14 protein-coding genes are annotated in these 16109 nt (G+C 71.9%); 7 read left to right on the top strand and 7 right to left on the bottom strand.

The annotated features are described in order from the left end of the window. Window positions 1–6 precede the first annotated feature (6 nt). The 3 genes from ACN268_RS17300 to ACN268_RS17290 form a co-directional block, all read right to left on the bottom strand. Complete coding sequence (locus ACN268_RS17300) at window positions 7–963, bottom strand: ABC transporter permease (RefSeq protein ID WP_088647164.1); 957 nt, start codon at window positions 961–963, stop codon at window positions 7–9. Between the two features lie 18 nt (window positions 964–981). Further along, on the bottom strand, window positions 982–1920 hold the full coding sequence (locus ACN268_RS17295) for an ABC transporter permease (protein WP_421484062.1): 939 nt from the start codon (window positions 1918–1920) through the stop codon (window positions 982–984). Between the two features lie 151 nt (window positions 1921–2071). Next, window positions 2072–3676: a peptide ABC transporter substrate-binding protein gene (locus ACN268_RS17290; protein WP_421484061.1), complete on the bottom strand. Its 1605-nt coding sequence runs from the start codon at window positions 3674–3676 to the stop codon at window positions 2072–2074. A gap of 403 nt (window positions 3677–4079) precedes the next feature. On the opposite strand from ACN268_RS17290, the gene ACN268_RS17285 reads away from it, so the two are divergent. From ACN268_RS17285 to ACN268_RS17275, 3 genes are all read left to right on the top strand, one after another. Then, window positions 4080–4940, top strand: a complete 861-nt coding sequence (locus tag ACN268_RS17285; RefSeq protein ID WP_421484059.1) for a bifunctional methylenetetrahydrofolate dehydrogenase/methenyltetrahydrofolate cyclohydrolase — start codon at window positions 4080–4082, stop codon at window positions 4938–4940. Between the two features lie 191 nt (window positions 4941–5131). Continuing rightward, the gene (locus ACN268_RS17280; protein WP_421484058.1) at window positions 5132–6082 is read left to right on the top strand and encodes a malate dehydrogenase; all 951 of its coding nucleotides are present in this window, start codon (window positions 5132–5134) and stop codon (window positions 6080–6082) included. 456 nt (window positions 6083–6538) lie between these two features. Beyond that, the gene (locus tag ACN268_RS17275; protein WP_145921657.1) at window positions 6539–7756 is read left to right on the top strand and encodes an NADP-dependent isocitrate dehydrogenase; all 1218 of its coding nucleotides are present in this window, start codon (window positions 6539–6541) and stop codon (window positions 7754–7756) included. Between the two features lie 279 nt (window positions 7757–8035). On the opposite strand, the gene galT is transcribed toward ACN268_RS17275, so the two are convergent. From galT to ACN268_RS17255, 4 genes are all read right to left on the bottom strand, one after another. Then, a complete protein-coding gene (galT, locus tag ACN268_RS17270) occupies window positions 8036–9112 on the bottom strand; it encodes a galactose-1-phosphate uridylyltransferase (RefSeq protein WP_421484056.1) in 1077 nt (358 codons plus the stop codon). Continuing rightward, a complete protein-coding gene (locus ACN268_RS17265; RefSeq protein ID WP_088647157.1) occupies window positions 9109–9915 on the bottom strand; it encodes a DeoR/GlpR family DNA-binding transcription regulator in 807 nt (268 codons plus the stop codon). Before ACN268_RS17265 ends, galT begins: the two co-directional genes overlap by 4 nt. Before the next feature lie 104 nt (window positions 9916–10019). Further along, the gene (gene cysC, locus ACN268_RS17260; protein ID WP_363655657.1) at window positions 10020–11549 is read right to left on the bottom strand and encodes an adenylyl-sulfate kinase; all 1530 of its coding nucleotides are present in this window, start codon (window positions 11547–11549) and stop codon (window positions 10020–10022) included. A gap of 127 nt (window positions 11550–11676) precedes the next feature. After that, entirely contained in the window at window positions 11677–12348 is a 672-nt protein-coding gene (locus ACN268_RS17255) for a DM13 domain-containing protein (protein ID WP_421484054.1), read from the bottom strand. Here ACN268_RS17255 and ACN268_RS17250 point away from each other — a divergent pair. Genes ACN268_RS17250 through ACN268_RS17235 form a run of 4 tightly spaced genes read left to right on the top strand, consistent with a single transcriptional unit; the run spans window position 12347 to window position 16050 of the window. Continuing rightward, window positions 12347–13519 carry an ABC transporter ATP-binding protein gene (locus ACN268_RS17250; protein WP_421484053.1) on the top strand — a complete coding sequence of 391 codons (1173 nt, stop codon included), beginning with the start codon at window positions 12347–12349 and terminating at the stop codon, window positions 13517–13519. The genes ACN268_RS17255 and ACN268_RS17250 overlap by 2 nt on opposite strands. Next, a complete protein-coding gene (locus ACN268_RS17245; RefSeq protein ID WP_421484052.1) occupies window positions 13512–14393 on the top strand; it encodes an ABC transporter permease in 882 nt (293 codons plus the stop codon). Before ACN268_RS17250 ends, ACN268_RS17245 begins: the two co-directional genes overlap by 8 nt. Further along, window positions 14390–15340: an ABC transporter ATP-binding protein gene (locus ACN268_RS17240; protein WP_421484050.1), complete on the top strand. Its 951-nt coding sequence runs from the start codon at window positions 14390–14392 to the stop codon at window positions 15338–15340. Before ACN268_RS17245 ends, ACN268_RS17240 begins: the two co-directional genes overlap by 4 nt. Continuing rightward, window positions 15340–16050: an ABC transporter permease gene (locus ACN268_RS17235; protein ID WP_421484049.1), complete on the top strand. Its 711-nt coding sequence runs from the start codon at window positions 15340–15342 to the stop codon at window positions 16048–16050. The genes ACN268_RS17240 and ACN268_RS17235 overlap by 1 nt, the downstream gene beginning before the upstream one ends. The last annotated feature ends 59 nt before the right edge of the window (window positions 16051–16109 follow it).

The raw sequence follows: 16109 nt of genomic DNA, 5'->3' as shown, positions 1-16109 counted from the left end.
TCGGCCTCACCGCAGCTTCGGGTCGAAGGCGTCGCGGATCGCGTCGCCGAGCATGATGAAGGCGAGCACGGTCAGCGCGAGGAAGGCGGACGGGACGACCAGCGGCGTCGCCGACTCGCGCATGTGCACCCGGCCGGCGTCGATCTCGATGCCCCAGGAGATGGTGGGTGCCTTCAGGCCGATGCCGAGGAAGCTCAGGGTCGCCTCGGCGGCGATGAACGAGCCGAGCGCGATGGTCAGCACCACGATCGCCGGGGCGAGCGCGTTGGGCAGGATGTGCCGCCACATGATCCGGCCGTGGCCCGCGCCGAGCATCCGGGCGGCGGCGACGTAGTCCTGCTCCTTGGCGGTGATCACCGAGGAGCGGACCACCCGGGCGGCGGTGGTCCAGCCGAGCACCGCCAGCACGAAGATCACCGCGAACAGCCGGACCGTGTCGCTGCTGGTGCTGACCCGCTTGAGCAGCACGATCGCGGCCAGCAGCAGCGGGATGCCGAGCACGATGTCGATCACCCGGGAGAGCACCGCGTCGACCCAGCGGCCGAAGTAACCGGCCACCATCCCGACGACCAGCGCGATCGCCCCGGTGAGCAGGGCGGACAGCGCGCCGACCAGCAGCGAGGCGCGGGCCCCGTAGACGGCACGGGCGTACGTGTCGCAGCCCTGGAAGTCGTACCCGAAGATGGCCCCACCGGACGCCCCGGCGTGCTGGCGGGACAGCACGCAGTCGCGCGGGTCGTTCGCGGTGAACAGCGACGGCACGGCGGCCATCGCGGCGACCAGCACGACCAGCACCAGGCTGATCCAGAAGACCGGCTTGCGGCGCAGGTCGCGCCAGGCGTCCCCGGCCAGGCTGCGGGGCTTCTGCGGTACGCCCACCCGGTCGGGTGTGCCGGGCTCGCCGGAGACCCCGCGCCGGGCGGCCTGGTCCTCCGTCGCCGCCACCGTCTCGAAGTCGCTCATGCCGGCACCTCGTTGTGCTCACTCATAGCGGATCCTCGGGTCGAGGACGGCGTACAGGACGTCCACCACCAGGTTGGCGACGAGGTAGACCACGACGAGGACGCTGACGATGCCCACCACCAGCGGGCCGTCCTCGGTGCGGATGCCCCGGAACAGGTTGAAGCCGACCCCCGGGATGTTGAACACGCCCTCGGTGATGATCGCGCCGCTCATCAGGTTGCCCAGTTCGACGCCGAGGAAGGTGATCACGGGGATGAGCGAGTTGCGCAGCACGTGCACACCGATGATCCGCCGCCGGGCCAGCCCCTTCGACCGGGCGGTACGCACGTAGTCGGCGCGCAGGTTCTCGGCGACCGAGGTACGGGTCAGCCGCAGCGCGGTGGCCAGCGACAGCGAGCCGAGCACGATGCCGGGCAGCAGCAGGGCCCACAGGTCGGGGTCGGCGCCGGCGGTCGGGGGGAAGATCGGCCAGCGGACGCCGAGCAGGTACTGGGCGAGCGGGGCCAGCACGATGGTGGGGATGCCCAGCACCAGCAGGGTCAGCACCAGGGTGGCGTTGTCGAACAGGCTGGCCCGGCGGATGCCGGCGAGCACCCCGGCGGTGACCCCGAACAGGATCGTCACGGCCATCGCGATCAGCGCCAGCTTGACGGTGACCGGCCAGGCGGCGGCGAGGATGTCCCCGATCGAGCGGCCGGTCAGCGACTGCCCGAGGTCACCCTGGAGCAGGTTCTTGAGGTAGTCGAGGTAGCGGTAGAGGAAGCCGCCGACGCCGGTGCGGTCGAGGTGGAACTTCTCCGTCAGGTACGCCCGCTGCGCCGGGGTCACCGGCCGTTCCCCGGCCAGTGCCTGGATCGGGTCGCCCTGGCCGGCGAACATCAGGGCGTACACGATCAGGGTGGTCCCGAAGAAGGCCAGGACCATCTGGAGCAGACGCCGCAGAACGAAGCGGAACATACTGTGCAGTCTTGCCCAAAAGCAGCGGAGACGGAGGCGGGTCGGGTCACCGTCCACCGATGACCCGACCCGTTGCTCCCGCCGACGGCCCCGTTGCCGCCGACGCGCCTGGACGTGCCGGCGGCCCGCTCGCCGCCGACGCCCTCCCGGACTAGCTGACCGCCTCGATCTTCAGCAGGTCGACCCGGTCGAAGAGGTCCATCTGGACGTTCTTCACCTTGGTCGAGTGGCCGAAGTTGTTCTGGCCGTAGCGCAGCGGGATCACCGGCATGTCCTTGGCCAGCAGGTCCTCGGCTGCCTGGTACTTGGCGATCGCGGCCTCCTCGTTCGGCGCCTTGGCGCCCTCGGCGAGCAGCTTGTCGAACTCGGGGTTGCTGTAGCCGTAGTAGTTCGACGAGCCGTTGGTGCTGTACAGCGGGCCGAGGTAGTTCTCCATCGACGGGTAGTCCATCACCCAGCCCATCCGGAACAGACCCACCGGCTGCTTCGCCTTGACCTTGGTCAGCAGGTCGGCGAACTTGGGCTCGGCGGTGCCGACGCAGTCCACGCCCAGGTTGGCCTTGAGCTGGTTGCAGGTCGCGTCGATCCAGTCCTTGTGCCCGCCGTCGCCGTTGTACGACAGTTCGATCTTCTTCGGGCCGCCGGCCGCCTCGTACGCCGCCTTCGCCTTGGCCGGGTCGAACTCGCCTGCCGCGCCGATGGTGTTCTCCCGGTAGCCCGCGACCACCGGCGAGACGAACGAGCGGGCCGGCTGCTGCGAGTCCTTGAAGATCGACTTGGTGATCTCGTCCCGGTCGATCGCCATCGAGATCGCCTTGCGCACCTCGGGCTTGCTGAACTCCTTCTGGAAGGTCGGGAACGCCAGCACCTGCAACGACGACGCGGGGCTCTGCCGGAACCGGTCACCGAGGTCGGTGGCGGCGGTGGACAGGTTCTCGGTCGGGATCGTCTTGATCACGTCGAGGTTGTCCGAGAGCACGTCCGCGTACGCGGCGGTCGGCTGCTGGTAGATCCGGAACTCGACGCCGCCCACCTTCGGCTGCTCGCCGGCGAAGGCGTCGTAGCGCTCCACCTCGACCTTGGCGTCGTGCTGCCAGGAGCCCTTCATCCGGAACGGGCCCTGCCCGACCGGGGCCTGCTCGTAGCCCTCCTTGAGCACGCCGGGGGCCGAGAAGGCGGCCTTCGGCAGCGGGTAGAAGGCGGTGTACCCGAGCATGGTCTTGAACTCGCTGTACGGCTCGGTCAGCGTGACGGTGAAGGTCAGGTCGTCGACCTTCTTCAGCCCGGACAGCCGCTCGGCGGCCGGCTTGTCGCCCTGGAGGTCGGCGTACCCGGCGATCTTCTCGAAGAAGTAGCTGGAGTTCTGCCCGTTGGGGGCGTACGCGCCGTAGTTCCAGGCGTCGAGGTAGTTGTCGGCGGTGACCTTCTCGCCGTTGTGGAAGGTGTAGCCGTCCTTGAGCTTGACCGTCCAGACCCTGTTGTCCGACGACGTGACCGACTCGGCCGCCACCTCGTAGGGCTTGTTGGCCTCGTCGTAGTCGACGAGCGGGCTGAACAGGGCGGCGAGCACCTGGGAGCCGCTGGTCTCGTTGGTGTTGGTCGGCACCAGGTGCTGCGGCTCGGCGATCTCGATCCGCACGGCCGCGTCGGGGTCGGACTGACCGGTTCCGCTGCCGCCGCCCGAGCCGCAGGCCGCCAGGCCCAGGGTCACCGCGAGCGGGAGAGCGGTCCAGGCAGCAAGCCTGCGCACACGCATGGGGGTCTCCTCATCTCATCACGGAGCGCAGCCGGACCCGGCGCTGGGTGACTCTGCGCAACGTTCGGCAACGGTAGGTCGGGTTAGGCCCGTCGACAACGACAGGGTTGCGATCACCGGCTGCGGCCTTGTCGTCGACGACCGTTGCTGGTAAGGGAAACTCGGCGAAGTTCCTGCTTGATGGCGGGTGTCGAGGGTGGTTTCGCGGTGCCGTCAGGGTGGATGGGTCGTTGTGGCCGCCCGGACGCCGGTGTCCGGTCCGGGCTCGACGCGCCTCTCCCGTCCGGTTCGGCGTGTGAGCCGGCCCGCAGTCGATCACGCAGAGTGAATAACGGCACCTCACGGAAAGTAACGGGTTCCCCGTCGCCGGACCGCCGTCCACCGGCCATGAGACGATCGGGTCGTGACGGCGATCATCCTGGACGGCAAGGCGACCGCAGCCGAGATCAAGGACGAGCTGCGGGTACGCGTCAAGGCGTTGGCCGAGCGGGGGGTCACCCCCGGCCTGGGCACGGTCCTGGTCGGCGCGGACCCCGGCTCCGAGGCGTACGTCAACGGCAAGCACCGCGACTGCGCCGAGGTGGGCATCGCCTCGATCCGCCGCGAGTTGCCCGCCGACGCCACCGGGCAGCAGCTCGACGACGTCCTGGCCGAGCTGAACGCCGACCCGGGCTGCCACGGCTACATCGTCCAGCTGCCACTGCCGGCGCACCTGGACACCCAGCGGGCGCTGGAGATGATCGACCCGGACAAGGACGCCGACGGCCTGCACCCGGTGAACCTGGGCCGGCTGGTGCTCGGCTACGACGGCCCGCTGCCCTGCACCCCGCGCGGCATCGTCGAGCTGCTCCGCCGCTACGACGTGCCGCTGCGCGGCGCCAACGTCGCGCTCGTCGGCCGGGGTAACACCGTCGGTCGCCCGCTCGGCCTGCTGCTCAACCGGCGCAGCGAGAACGCCACAGTCACCCTCTGCCACACCGGCACCCTCGACCTCGCCGCCCACACCCGCGCCGCCGACATCGTCATCGTCGCCGCCGGGGTGCCCGGCCTGCTCACCGCCGACATGATCACGCCGGGGGCCACCGTGGTGGACGTCGGCATCACCCGGGTGATCGGCGACGACGGCAAGGGCCGCTACACCGGCGACGTCGACCCGGAGGTGGCGCAGGTGGCGGGTCGGCTGGCCCCGATGCCAGGCGGTGTCGGGCCGATGACCCGGGCCATGCTGCTCACCAACGTCGTCGAACGCGCCGAGCGGGGCTGACCCGCAGGCCCTCGTCCCTGCTCGGCGGCGGTGCCCCGCGGCGGGGCCACCGTCCGCCGCGTCCCCTGCCGGGAACGGGGCGGTGGTGACGTTGGCCCCATCCCGGGGATGGTCGCCGCCCCTGGCCGAAACGGTGCCGGGATGACTGTTACGGTCGGGAAAACCGACTGGTAGCAGGGAGTGGGACGACCATGGGTAAGAAGGTCACTGTCGTCGGGGCCGGCTTCTACGGCTCCACCACCGCACAGCGCCTGGCCGAGTACGACGTCTTCGACACCGTCGTCATCACCGACATCGTGGAGGGCAAGCCGGCGGGTCTCGCGCTGGACCTCAACCAGTCCCGCGCGGTCGAGGGCTTCGAGACCAAGGTCGTCGGCGTCACCACCGGCCCCAACGGCGAGGGCTACGAGGCCATCGAGGGCTCCGACGTCGTCGTGATCACCGCCGGTCTGCCCCGCAAGCCGGGCATGAGCCGGATGGACCTGCTGGAGACCAACGCCAAGATCGTGCGGCAGGTCGCCGAGAACGTCGCCAAGTACGCCCCGAACGCCGTCGTCATCGTGGTGTCCAACCCGCTCGACGAGATGACCGCGCTCGCCCAGCTCGCCACCCAGTTCCCCAGGAACCGGGTGCTCGGCCAGGCCGGCATGCTCGACACCGCCCGGTTCACCAACTTCGTCGCCGAGGCCCTCGACGTACCGGTGAAGTCGGTGAAGACGCTGACCCTCGGCTCGCACGGCGACACGATGGTGCCGGTGCCCTCGCAGAGCACCGTCAACGGCAAGCCGCTGCGTGACGCGATGCCGGCCGAGCAGATCGAGGAGCTGGTCGTCAAGACCCGCAACGGTGGCGCCGAGGTCGTCGCGCTGCTCAAGACCGGCTCGGCGTACTACGCGCCGTCCGCTGCCGCCGCCCGGATGGCGCGGGCCGTGGCCGAGGACTCCGGCGCGGTCATGCCCGTCTGCGCCTGGGTCGACGGCGAGTACGGCATCTCCGGGGTCTACCTGGGCGTCGAGGCCGAGATCGGCGCCGAGGGCGTGAAGCGGGTCGTCGAGACCGAGCTGGACGCCGACGAGCTGGCCAGCCTCAAGGAGGCCGCCGAGGCCGTCCGCGCCAAGCAGGCCGACGTCGCCAGCATGTGATCCGCTGAACCATCCGCCGCAGGGGCGGGACGGCACCCGCCGTCCCGCCCCTGCGCCGTCCCCACCCGTCGCCCCCGCCGCCCCGCCCCGTTCCGGTGATCAAGAGGTTTGCGTCATGCCACCGCCCCGACGTGACGCGAACCTCTTGATCACCGGGACGGCGCTCCGGGGGCGGGTTCCCGCCGGTCGGCTTCGCGGCGGTGTGCGGCGGCAGCCCCGGGGAATGCCTCCGGGCGGGGCTGGTGGAACGGTCCCGCATCGTCGGTGCGGGGGTGACCGTGGCAGACCCGAGGGGGCGGCGTACCGGATCAGGCGATTTCGCCAGGCCGGCCGTGGCCCACCGGGCGTTCTACCGCCGGCCGGTGCCGCCGGGTGGAGGCCGGCTCGGTGCCGCCGACCAGTTTCCAGTACGCTCGTACTGCTTGAGCACGTGTCCCCCGAGAGGAGCGCCGGCCGATGGCGAAGATCAAGGTAAACAACCCGGTCGTGGAGCTCGACGGCGACGAGATGACCCGGATCATCTGGAAGCAGATCCGCGAGCAGCTGATCCTGCCCTACCTCGACGTCGACCTGCACTACTACGACCTGTCGATCCAGCACCGGGACGCCACCGACGACCAGGTGACCATCGACGCCGCGAACGCCATCAAGGAGCACGGCGTCGGCGTCAAGTGCGCCACCATCACCCCGGACGAGGCCCGGGTCGAGGAGTTCGGCCTCAAGAAGATGTGGCGCTCGCCGAACGGCACCATCCGTAACATCCTCGGCGGCGTGGTCTTCCGCGAGCCGATCATCATGTCGAACGTGCCGCGGCTCGTCCCGGGCTGGACCAAGCCGATCATCATCGGCCGGCACGCGCACGGCGACCAGTACAAGGCCACCGACTTCGTGGTCCCCGGTCCGGGCACGGTCACCATCACGTACACCCCGGCCGACGGTGGCACCCCGATGGAGATGGAGGTCGCCAACTTCCCCGGCGGCGGCATCGCCATGGGCATGTACAACTACGACGAGTCGATCCGGGACTTCGCCCGCGCCTCGTTCCGGTACGGCCTGGACCGCAACTACCCGGTCTACATGTCGACCAAGAACACCATCCTCAAGGCGTACGACGGCCGGTTCAAGGACCTCTTCGCCGAGGTGTTCGAGAACGAGTTCAAGGACGAGTTCGCCGCCGCCGGCCTCACCTACGAGCACCGGCTCATCGACGACATGGTCGCCGCCGCGCTCAAGTGGGAGGGCGGCTACGTCTGGGCCTGCAAGAACTACGACGGTGACGTGCAGTCCGACACCGTCGCGCAGGGCTTCGGCTCGCTCGGCCTGATGACCTCCGTGCTGCTCTCCCCGGACGGTCGTACCGTCGAGGCGGAGGCCGCCCACGGCACCGTCACCCGGCACTACCGGCAGTACCAGAAGGGCGAGAAGACCTCGACCAACCCGATCGCCTCGATCTACGCCTGGACCCGGGGCCTCGCCCACCGGGGCAAGCTGGACGGCACCCCGGCGGTCACCGAGTTCGCCGACACCCTGGAGCAGGTCATCGTCGACACCGTCGAGAGCGGCCAGATGACCAAGGACCTCGCGCTGCTCATCTCGCGGGACGCCCCGTGGCAGACCACCGACGAGTTCATGAACACCCTCGACGAGAACCTGGCGCGCAAGCTCGGCGCCTGACCCTCGCCCGCACCTCCCGGAACCCGTCGGCGGACCGCCGACGGGTTCCGGCGTACCGGGGCGGTGCTGCCACCCGTCCGGGTGACGGCCGCGTCACCGGCCCGGAAACAGGTCGTTGAGCTGGGTGGACGTGGTGCCAGTCGCGTCCAGGGAGGTTGTCGTCGGTCGTCGCACGGCACCGGTGCCGACCGGCCAGCCTTCCCGGCTGTCGAGCACAGCCAGCCGTCCCTTCCCCGCGGGGGGCCCTGTTCCGGGGCCCCCCGCGCCCTGCCTGCGGGCTCAGGCGGCGCGCAACAGTTCGGCGGCCCGCTCGGGGGCGATGTCGTTGATGAAGACCCCCATCCCGGACTCGGAACCGGCCAGGTACTTCAGCTTGTCCCTCGCCCGCCGGACGCTGAACAGTTGCAGGTGCAGGTGGCCCAGCTCCCGGTCGATCCGCACCGGCGCCTGGTGCCAGGCCGCGATGTACGGCATGGGCAGGTCGAACAACCCGTCGAACCGGCGCAGCACGTCCAGGTAGAGCGGGCCGAAGGAGTCCCGTTCGGCGTCGTCGAGCGCCGGGATGTCCGGCACCGGCCGGTGCGGCGCGACGTGCACCTCGAACGGCCAGCGGGCCGCCGCCGGCACGTACGCCGTCCAGTGCTCGTTGGCCGCGACCACCCGGTCACCGGCGGCGCGCTCGGCGGCGAGCACGTCGGCGTAGAGGTTGCCGCCACCGGTGCGCTCCGCGTGCCGGCGGGCCGCCGCCAGCATCGACCGGGTGCGCGGCGTGACGAACGGGTACGCGTAGATCTGGCCGTGCGGGTGGTGCAGGGTCACCCCGATCTCCACGCCCCGGTTCTCGAAGCAGAACACCTGCTCCACCCCGGGCAGCGCGCCGACCACCGTGGTCCGGTCGGCCAGCGCGTCCAGCACCAGCCGGACCCGGGCGGGGGAGAGGCTGGCGAAGGACGCCTCGTGGTCGTCGGTGAAGCAGACCACCTCGCAGCGCCCCTGGCCGGGGCGGACCGGGGTGAACCCGGTGATCTCGGCCGGCTCGTCGGCGATCCGCTGGCTCAACGAGGGGAACCGGTTCTCGAAGACCGCCACGTCGTAGTCGGGCGCGGGGATCTCGCTGTGCCGGTCGCCCCGCGACGGGCACAGCGGGCACTGGTCGGCCGGCGGGAGGAAGGTCCGGGTCTGCCGGTGCACCGCCACCGCCACCCACTCGTCGGTGAGCGGGTCGTAGCGCAGCTGGGAGGCGGGCGGGGGCGGCGGCAGCTCCCGCCGGTCCGGCTGGTCCCGGACGGCGTCGTCGCGCTCGTCGAAGTAGATCAGCTCGCGGCCGTCGGCCAACGCGATCGCCGTACGCTTCACCGCGTCGTCTCCCGCCCGGTAGCCCGGCCCGTACCTGTCACGATCACCAGTTCGCCCACCTTCTCGTCGATCACCCGGCGCGCCTCGGGGGCCAACCGGTCGTCGCTGACCAGCACGTCGGCGGCGCCCAGGCCGACGATGGAGGAGATGCCGACGGTGCCCCACTTGGTGTGGTCGGCGAGGACGACCAGCCGGTCGGCGGCCTCCACCAGGGCCCGGTCGGTCTCCGCCTCCATCAGGTTCGGGGTGGTGAAACCGGCCCGCTCGGTGATCCCGTGCACGCCGAGGAAGAGCAGGTCCAGGTGCAGCGAACGGATGGCCTCCACCGCCAGCGGGCCGACCAGCGCGTCGGACGGGGTGCGTACCCCGCCGGTCAGCACCACGGTCTGGTCGGGGCGGCCGGCGGTGTGCAGGATCTCGGCCACCGGCAGCGAATTGGTCACCACGGTCAGCCCCGGCACGTCGACCAGGCGTCGGGCCAGCTCGGCGGTGGTGGTGCCGGCGGAGAGGGCGACCGCCGCACCCGGACGCACCAGTTCGGCGGCCCGGGTGGCGATCGCGGCCTTCTCGGCGGACTGCCGGACGGACTTGGCGTGGAAGCCCGGTTCGTCGGTCGAGCCCGGGTCGGTGACTGTCGCCCCGCCGTGCACCTTGGCCAGCAGCCCCCGGTCGTGCAGCGCGTCCAGGTCACGCCGGATGGTCATGTCGGAGACACCGAACTCGGCGGCCAGCTCGGTGACCCGGACACCACCGGCGGTGCGGACCCGGTCGAGGATCGTCGCCTGCCGCTGCCGCGCCAGCATCCGCCGTACCTCCCGGGCCCCCGCACCTGCACGCGCTCGCACGTGTTCCAACAAGATTGAACACTAGCGCGCAGCGGGCAGGGGCGGAAGTGGAACCCCCGAGGTCAGGCGGACGGTAGCCGCGGCTCCACCCAGCCGGTCTCGGTCAGGTGGGTCATCACCGCCTGCACCGCCTCGTCGATGCTCTGGTCGGTGGTGTCGACCACCAGATCGGCGTCGGTGGGCGTCTCGTACGGGTCGTCGATGCCGGTCATCCCGGTGAGCAGGCCGGCGCGGGCGCGGGCGTACAGGCCCTTGCGGTCGCGCTGCTCACAGACCTCCAACGGGGTGGCGACGTGCACCAGCAGGAAACCCGCCCCGGCGGACCGGGCCATCTCCCGCACGGCGGCCCGAGCCTGCGCGTACGGGGCGATCGGGCAGCAGATCCCCACCCCCCGGTGCCTGGCGATCTCGGCCGCCACCCAGCCGATCCGGCGTACGTTCGCGTCCCGGTCGGCCCGGCTGAACGTCAACCCGGCCGACAACTCCCGACGCACCACGTCGCCGTCGAGCAGGGTGATCGTCCGGTCGCCCTGCTCGCGCAGCAGATCTGCCAGGCCCCGGGCGATGGTCGACTTGCCGGAGCCGGAGAGCCCGGTGAGGAAGACCACCAGCCCCCGGTGCCGACGCGGCGGGCGGGCCCGGCTCAGCTCCTTGGCCACCGCTGGCGGGGTGTGCCACTCGGGCAGCGGGAAACCCCTGTCGAGCAGGTCGTCGATCTCCGCCTCGCTCAGCGCCAGCTTGCGGTTGCGCGGCGGGATGTCGTCGCGCCAGCGCCACTGGCCGTCCCGGCTGTCGTAGGCAAGTTCGCGGGGGACCAGCACCCGCAGCCCCGCCCCGGAGAGCATGCCGCCGGTGGACAGCAGGTGGGTCACCCCGTAGGCGGCGGAGATCCGGGCCCGCAGCAGCGCGTCGCTGATCTCGTCGGCCCGCCGGGGCAACGGGACGGCGACCAGCGTCGCCGGGGGCATCCGGTCGCGGGCGGCGAAGATGCTGCGGACCAGTGCCTCGGTGGGCAGTCCGGCCGCGCCGTCCTCGCCGACCGGGATCATCACCAGCAGATGCGCGCCGAGGGTACGGGCCGCGTGCGCGATCTGCGCCAGCTGCGGCCGGTGCAGCGGCCGGTCGGCGATCACCCCGAGCACCCGGCCCGGGGGCAGCAGCGGACGCACCTCGTCCGGCCCCCGGCGCAGCCGCTGGAACGGGCCGTGCCCGCCGTCGCCGAGCCGGCGTACCGGGCCGCCCAGCCCGGCCACACCCTCACGGACCGGCCAGACGTCGGTCACCTCCAGCCCGGCCACCGGGGCACCCTCGCCGTCGGTGAGCACCAGCGTCCGCCGGCCCGGGTCGGCCGGGTCCAGCCCGTCGGCGACGGCGGTGGGCACCTGGAGGGTCACCGGGACCGGCCAGGACGTGCCGTCGGCCAGTCGACCGCGACGCTGCAACGAGGCCAGGTCGGCGCGGGTCATGAAGCCGGCCAGCGGGGTGTACGCCCCACTCAGCAGCAGCTCCAGATCGGCCAGCTCACCGGGGCGTGGCGCGTACGCGGGGGCGTCCCGCAGCACGTCCTCGGGCAGCACTGAACCGTTGCTCATCCGTACCCCTCACTCGCTGGCCGGATCACAGTTTCTCAGCCGGCCGGCGATCGGTCGAGAGCGCCACTCCACTCCCGACCCGGAAGTGGATCATCGGTGGCCTGTCCCGGCCGGTCGGTGGGGGGCGTCAACCGGCCGGGACCAGGGACGCGGCGCCGAACGAGACCGCGAATCGTTGACACCAGATGGTGACACTGGTCAGCGCGGCGAGGTCGGTGCCGGCGGGGACGGCGTACGCCTGGTCGCCGCGGTTGCCCTTGAGCCGGCCCAGCTCGGCCCGGCGGCCGTCGTCGAAGACGTGCCAACCGGCCCGGCCGGTGCGGACCGGCTGGTCGGAGAGCCAGACCCGCAGATCCGGGCCGTTGGAGGTGTCCAGCCCGACCAGTTCCAGCCGGTGCCGGCCGTCGGCGGTGCGGACGATCCGGGCGGTGCCCGAGGTGTCGTGTTCGTGACTGACGAACGTCCCCCGGCTCACCACCACCGGCCGGGTGGCCGTGGCGCCGCCCGTGGGTGTCGCCCGGGGCGGGGTGCCGGCGGCTCCGGTCGGGGTGGCGGTTCCGGTCGGCGGGGCGGTCCCGGTCGGGGTGGCCCCGGCCACGCCGCCGTCGGCGGGTGTGGTGCCGTCGGCGGCCATGGTGCCGGTCGGGGTGGCGTCGTCGACGTCGGAGAGCCGCTCGTCGACCTGGCGGTCGGCCACCACCTTCCAGGGCTGGAACCAGTACAGGCCGAAGGCGGCGCCGACGCCGAGGACGACGACGGCGACCCAGGTCAGCGGGGCACGGGACAGGCGACGGAACATGCCGTCCAGTCTCGCCGCGCCACCGCGACCGGTCACCCGTCACCGGGGTCACGGAAGCCTTACCGCCCCGCCCGCTCGATCGACCCCTCTGGGCCGGCACGGCGGTGTCGGATTCGGCGGACACCGCTGGATCGCCGATCGGGCACGGACCATCGGCCCGGCCGACCGGGGCGGGGCTGGTCAGGGGCGGGTATCAGGGGAGACCCGGGGCGATTCCGGATACCCGCCGGGGTGGCCGGTCCCTAGGCTGGCGGACGTGACACTGATCGCGACCGAGTCGCTGACCAAGACGTACGGAGGCCGGGTCACCGCGCTGGCCGACCTGACCGTCGCGGTCGAGCCGGGGATCATCGGTCTGGTCGGCGCGAACGGCGCCGGCAAGTCGACCCTGATAAAGATCCTGCTGGGCCTGCTCCCGCCGACCAGCGGACGGGTCTCCGTGCTCGACCTCGACCCCACCACCGACCCGGCGGCGGTCCGCGCCCGGGTCGGCTACATGCCCGAACACGAGGCGCTCCCGCCCGACCTCTCCGCCGCCGAACTCGTCACCCACCTGGGACGGATGAGCGGCCTGCCCCGTACGGTGGCCCGCGAGCGCGCCTCCGAGACGCTGCGCCACGTCGGCCTCTACGAGGAGCGGTACCGCCCGGTGGGCGGCTACTCCACCGGCATGAAGCAGCGCGTCAAGCTCGCCCAGGCCCTGGTGCACGACCCGGACCTGCTGCTGCTCGACGAGCCCACCAACGGCCTCGACCCGGCCGGCCGGGACGCCATGCTCGCCCTGGTCCACCGGATCGGCACCGAGTTCGGCATCTCCGTCCTGGTCTGCTCGCACCTGCTGGGCGAGGTGGAGCGGATCTGCGACACCCTGGTCGCCATCGACGGGGGACGGCTGCTGCGCGCCGACCGGATCGACGCGATGACCTCGGCCACCGACCTGCTCGCCGTCGAGGTCAGCGAGGGCACCGACCAGCTGGCCGGCCGGCTCGCCGCGCTCGACCTGCCGGTGACCCGCGACGGCCGGATGCTGCTCGTCCCGCTGGCCGACGAGCGTACCTACGACCTGATCCTCGGCGCGGTCGCCGAGCTGGACCTGCCGCTGCACCGGCTGGACCAGCGCCGGCACCGGGTGGCCGAACTCTTCGCCCCGAGGGAGCCCAGCAATGCCTGAGCCGACCGGCGTCATCCACGACATCGGCTACCAGCGCTACACCGGCCCGAGGCTGGGCCGCCGGCACGTCTTCGGTGCGCTCTACCTGCACGGCCTGCGGACGGTCTTCGGGCTGGGCCGCAGCGCCAAGGCGAAGATCTTCCCCTGGCTGGTGGTCGGCATCGTGACGGTGGTGGCGGCCGGCCTCACCGCCGTGCGCAGCCAGATCGGCGAGGTGGTGATGACGTACGCCCAGTTCGCCGACGCGATGAGCTGGCTGGTCATCTTCTTCGTCGCGGTGGCCGCCCCCGAGCTGGTCTCCCGGGACCTGCGCAGCGGCGTGCTCCCGCTGTACTTCTCCCGGCCGCTGCCGCGCGACGACTACGCGCTGGCCAAGCTGCTCTCCCTGGTCAGCGCGCTGTGGCTGCTGCTGGGTGGACCGCAGCTGGTGATGTTCCTGGGCGCGGCGTTCACCACCCCCGACGGCCTGCGTGGCACCTGGAACGAACTGCTGGACCTGCTGCCCGGTCTGCTCTACGCCGGGCTGTGGGCGGTGGTCTTCGCCGCGATCGGGCTGCTGGTCGCCTCGCTCACCGGCAAGCGGGCGTTCGCCGCCGGTGGCATCGTGGCGGTCTTCCTGATGACCACCCCGATCGTCGGCGTGCTGTCGATCCTGCCCTCGCGGGCGGTCAACGAGCTGGCCCTCCTCGCCTCCCCGTCGACGCTGGTTCAGGGGGTCGGCTCGTGGGCGTTGCAGGACCTGCTCTACCCGGGCGCCGGCACCGGCCCGCCGATCGGCGGCTTCGGCCCGGTCTACGCGGTCGTCACCGCGCTGCTGGTCGCCGCCTGCACCGCCCTGCTGCTGCTGCGATACCGGAAGGTGGCCGCCCGATGACCACACTCGACACCGACGCCCGGCCGGTGGCCACCACCAGCACCCTGGATCTCGCCGGGGTCTCCCGCTGGTACGGCAACGTGGTGGCGGTCAACGACGTCACCATGCGGCTCGGCCCCGGGGTGACCGGCCTGCTCGGCCCGAACGGCGCCGGCAAGACCACCCTGCTGCACATGATGGCCGGCTTCCTCGCCCCGTCCCGGGGCACGCTCACCCTCGACGGGGAGTCCACCTGGCGCAACCCGGGCGTCTACCGGCGGCTCGGGCTGGTCAGCGAGCGGGAGGCGGTGCACTCCTTCCTCACCGCCAAGGAGTTCGTGCTGGCCAGCGCGAAGCTGCACCGGCTGCCCGACCCCGAGGCCGCCGCCCGCCGGGCGATCGACCTGGTCGAGATGACCGACGCGCAGGACCGCCGGATCGGCACGTACTCCAAGGGCATGCGGCAGCGGACCCGGGTGGCCGCCGCGCTGGTCCACGACCCGCAGGTGCTGCTGCTCGACGAGCCGTTCAACGGGATGGACCCGCGCCAGCGGCTGCACATGATGGGCCTGCTGCACTCCCTCGGCGACGCCGGGCGGACGATCCTGTTCAGCTCGCACATCCTGGAGGAGGTCGAGCAGGTCTCCGGCACGGTGCAGGTGATGGTGGCCGGCCGGCTGGCCGCCTCCGGTGACTTCCGCACCATCCGCCGGTTGATGACCAACCGGCCGCACGTGTTCGCGGTCCGCTCCACCGACGACCGGGCGTTGGCCGTGGCGCTGATGGCCGACCCGTCGGTCGCGGGCGTCGAGCTGGACAAGACCGGCCTGACCGTACGCGCCGGCGACTACGGCGCGTTCACCCGGGCGCTGCCCAGGATCGCGCTCGCCCGGCAGATCCGGGTCCGGCAGTTGACCCCCGAGGACGAGTCCCTGGAGAGCGTCTTCTCCTACCTGGTGGAGGCCTGATGTCGACCGTTTCCTGGATCACCGCGCGCGGGCTGTTCGGCCGTCGCCGGTTCCTCATGCTGCTGCCGCTGCCGGCGGTGCTGGTGCTGCTGGCCGTCCTCTGCCGGTCGCTCGGGGTGGACCCGGGCCAGTGGGCGACGCCGGTGCTGGTCGGCCTCGGCCTGGCCGTGGTGCTGCCGGTGGTGGCGCTCATCGTCGGCACGGGCGTGCTCGGCGCGGAGATCGACGACGGCACGGTGGTGCACATCCTGACCAAGCCGCTGCCCCGCTGGCAGATCGTGCTGCCTAAACTCGCGGTGGCCGCCGGGGTCAGCGCGGTCACCGTCGCCGTGCCGCTCTACGTCGCGGGCGTGCTCGCCGACTCGGTACGCCTCGGCCTGGGCCTGGTCGTCGCCTCGGCGCTCGGCGCGCTGGCCTACTCGGCGCTGTTCCTGGCGCTCAGCCTGGTCACCCGGCGGCCGGTGCTGCTCGGCCTGGTCTACGTGCTGATCTGGGAGGGGCTGCTGGGCAACTTCGTCAGCGGCACCCGGGTGCTGTCGATCCAGCAGTGGGTGATCGCCCTGGCCGACAGGATCGCCCCGACCGACCTGCTGTCGACCACCGTCTCAGTGCCGGTGGCGGTGGTGCTCACCGCCGTGGTCAGCGTCGGCTTCACCGTGCTGGCCATCGACCGGCTCCGCTCCTTCAGCGTCGCCGGCGAAACCAGCTGACCCTGCCCCACCTGCCTCACCCGGCCCGCCCCGCTCGGGCGGGCGGGGTGGACAGCCCA

The organism is Micromonospora sp. WMMD735 (assembly GCF_049178995.1).
Lineage (GTDB): Bacteria > Actinomycetota > Actinomycetes > Mycobacteriales > Micromonosporaceae > Micromonospora > Micromonospora wenchangensis.
This window is presented reverse-complemented; position numbering and strand designations above follow the sequence as displayed.

What these genes read in the sequence shown, in the direction of transcription:
- ACN268_RS17300 (WP_088647164.1), bottom strand. Translation starts at nt 963, where the DNA reads ATGAGCGACTTCGAGACGGTGGCGGCGACGGAGGACCAGGCCGCCCGG.
- ACN268_RS17295 (WP_421484062.1), bottom strand. Translation starts at nt 1,920, where the DNA reads ATGTTCCGCTTCGTTCTGCGGCGTCTGCTCCAGATGGTCCTGGCCTTC.
- ACN268_RS17290 (WP_421484061.1), bottom strand. Translation starts at nt 3,676, where the DNA reads ATGCGTGTGCGCAGGCTTGCTGCCTGGACCGCTCTCCCGCTCGCGGTG.
- ACN268_RS17280 (WP_421484058.1), top strand. Translation starts at nt 5,132, where the DNA reads ATGGGTAAGAAGGTCACTGTCGTCGGGGCCGGCTTCTACGGCTCCACC.
- ACN268_RS17275 (WP_145921657.1), top strand. Translation starts at nt 6,539, where the DNA reads ATGGCGAAGATCAAGGTAAACAACCCGGTCGTGGAGCTCGACGGCGAC.
- ACN268_RS17265 (WP_088647157.1), bottom strand. Translation starts at nt 9,915, where the DNA reads ATGCTGGCGCGGCAGCGGCAGGCGACGATCCTCGACCGGGTCCGCACC.
- cysC (WP_363655657.1), bottom strand. Translation starts at nt 11,549, where the DNA reads ATGAGCAACGGTTCAGTGCTGCCCGAGGACGTGCTGCGGGACGCCCCC.
- ACN268_RS17250 (WP_421484053.1), top strand. Translation starts at nt 12,347, where the DNA reads ATGCCGTCCAGTCTCGCCGCGCCACCGCGACCGGTCACCCGTCACCGG.
- ACN268_RS17255 (WP_421484054.1), bottom strand. Translation starts at nt 12,348, where the DNA reads ATGTTCCGTCGCCTGTCCCGTGCCCCGCTGACCTGGGTCGCCGTCGTC.
- ACN268_RS17245 (WP_421484052.1), top strand. Translation starts at nt 13,512, where the DNA reads ATGCCTGAGCCGACCGGCGTCATCCACGACATCGGCTACCAGCGCTAC.
- ACN268_RS17240 (WP_421484050.1), top strand. Translation starts at nt 14,390, where the DNA reads ATGACCACACTCGACACCGACGCCCGGCCGGTGGCCACCACCAGCACC.
- ACN268_RS17235 (WP_421484049.1), top strand. Translation starts at nt 15,340, where the DNA reads ATGTCGACCGTTTCCTGGATCACCGCGCGCGGGCTGTTCGGCCGTCGC.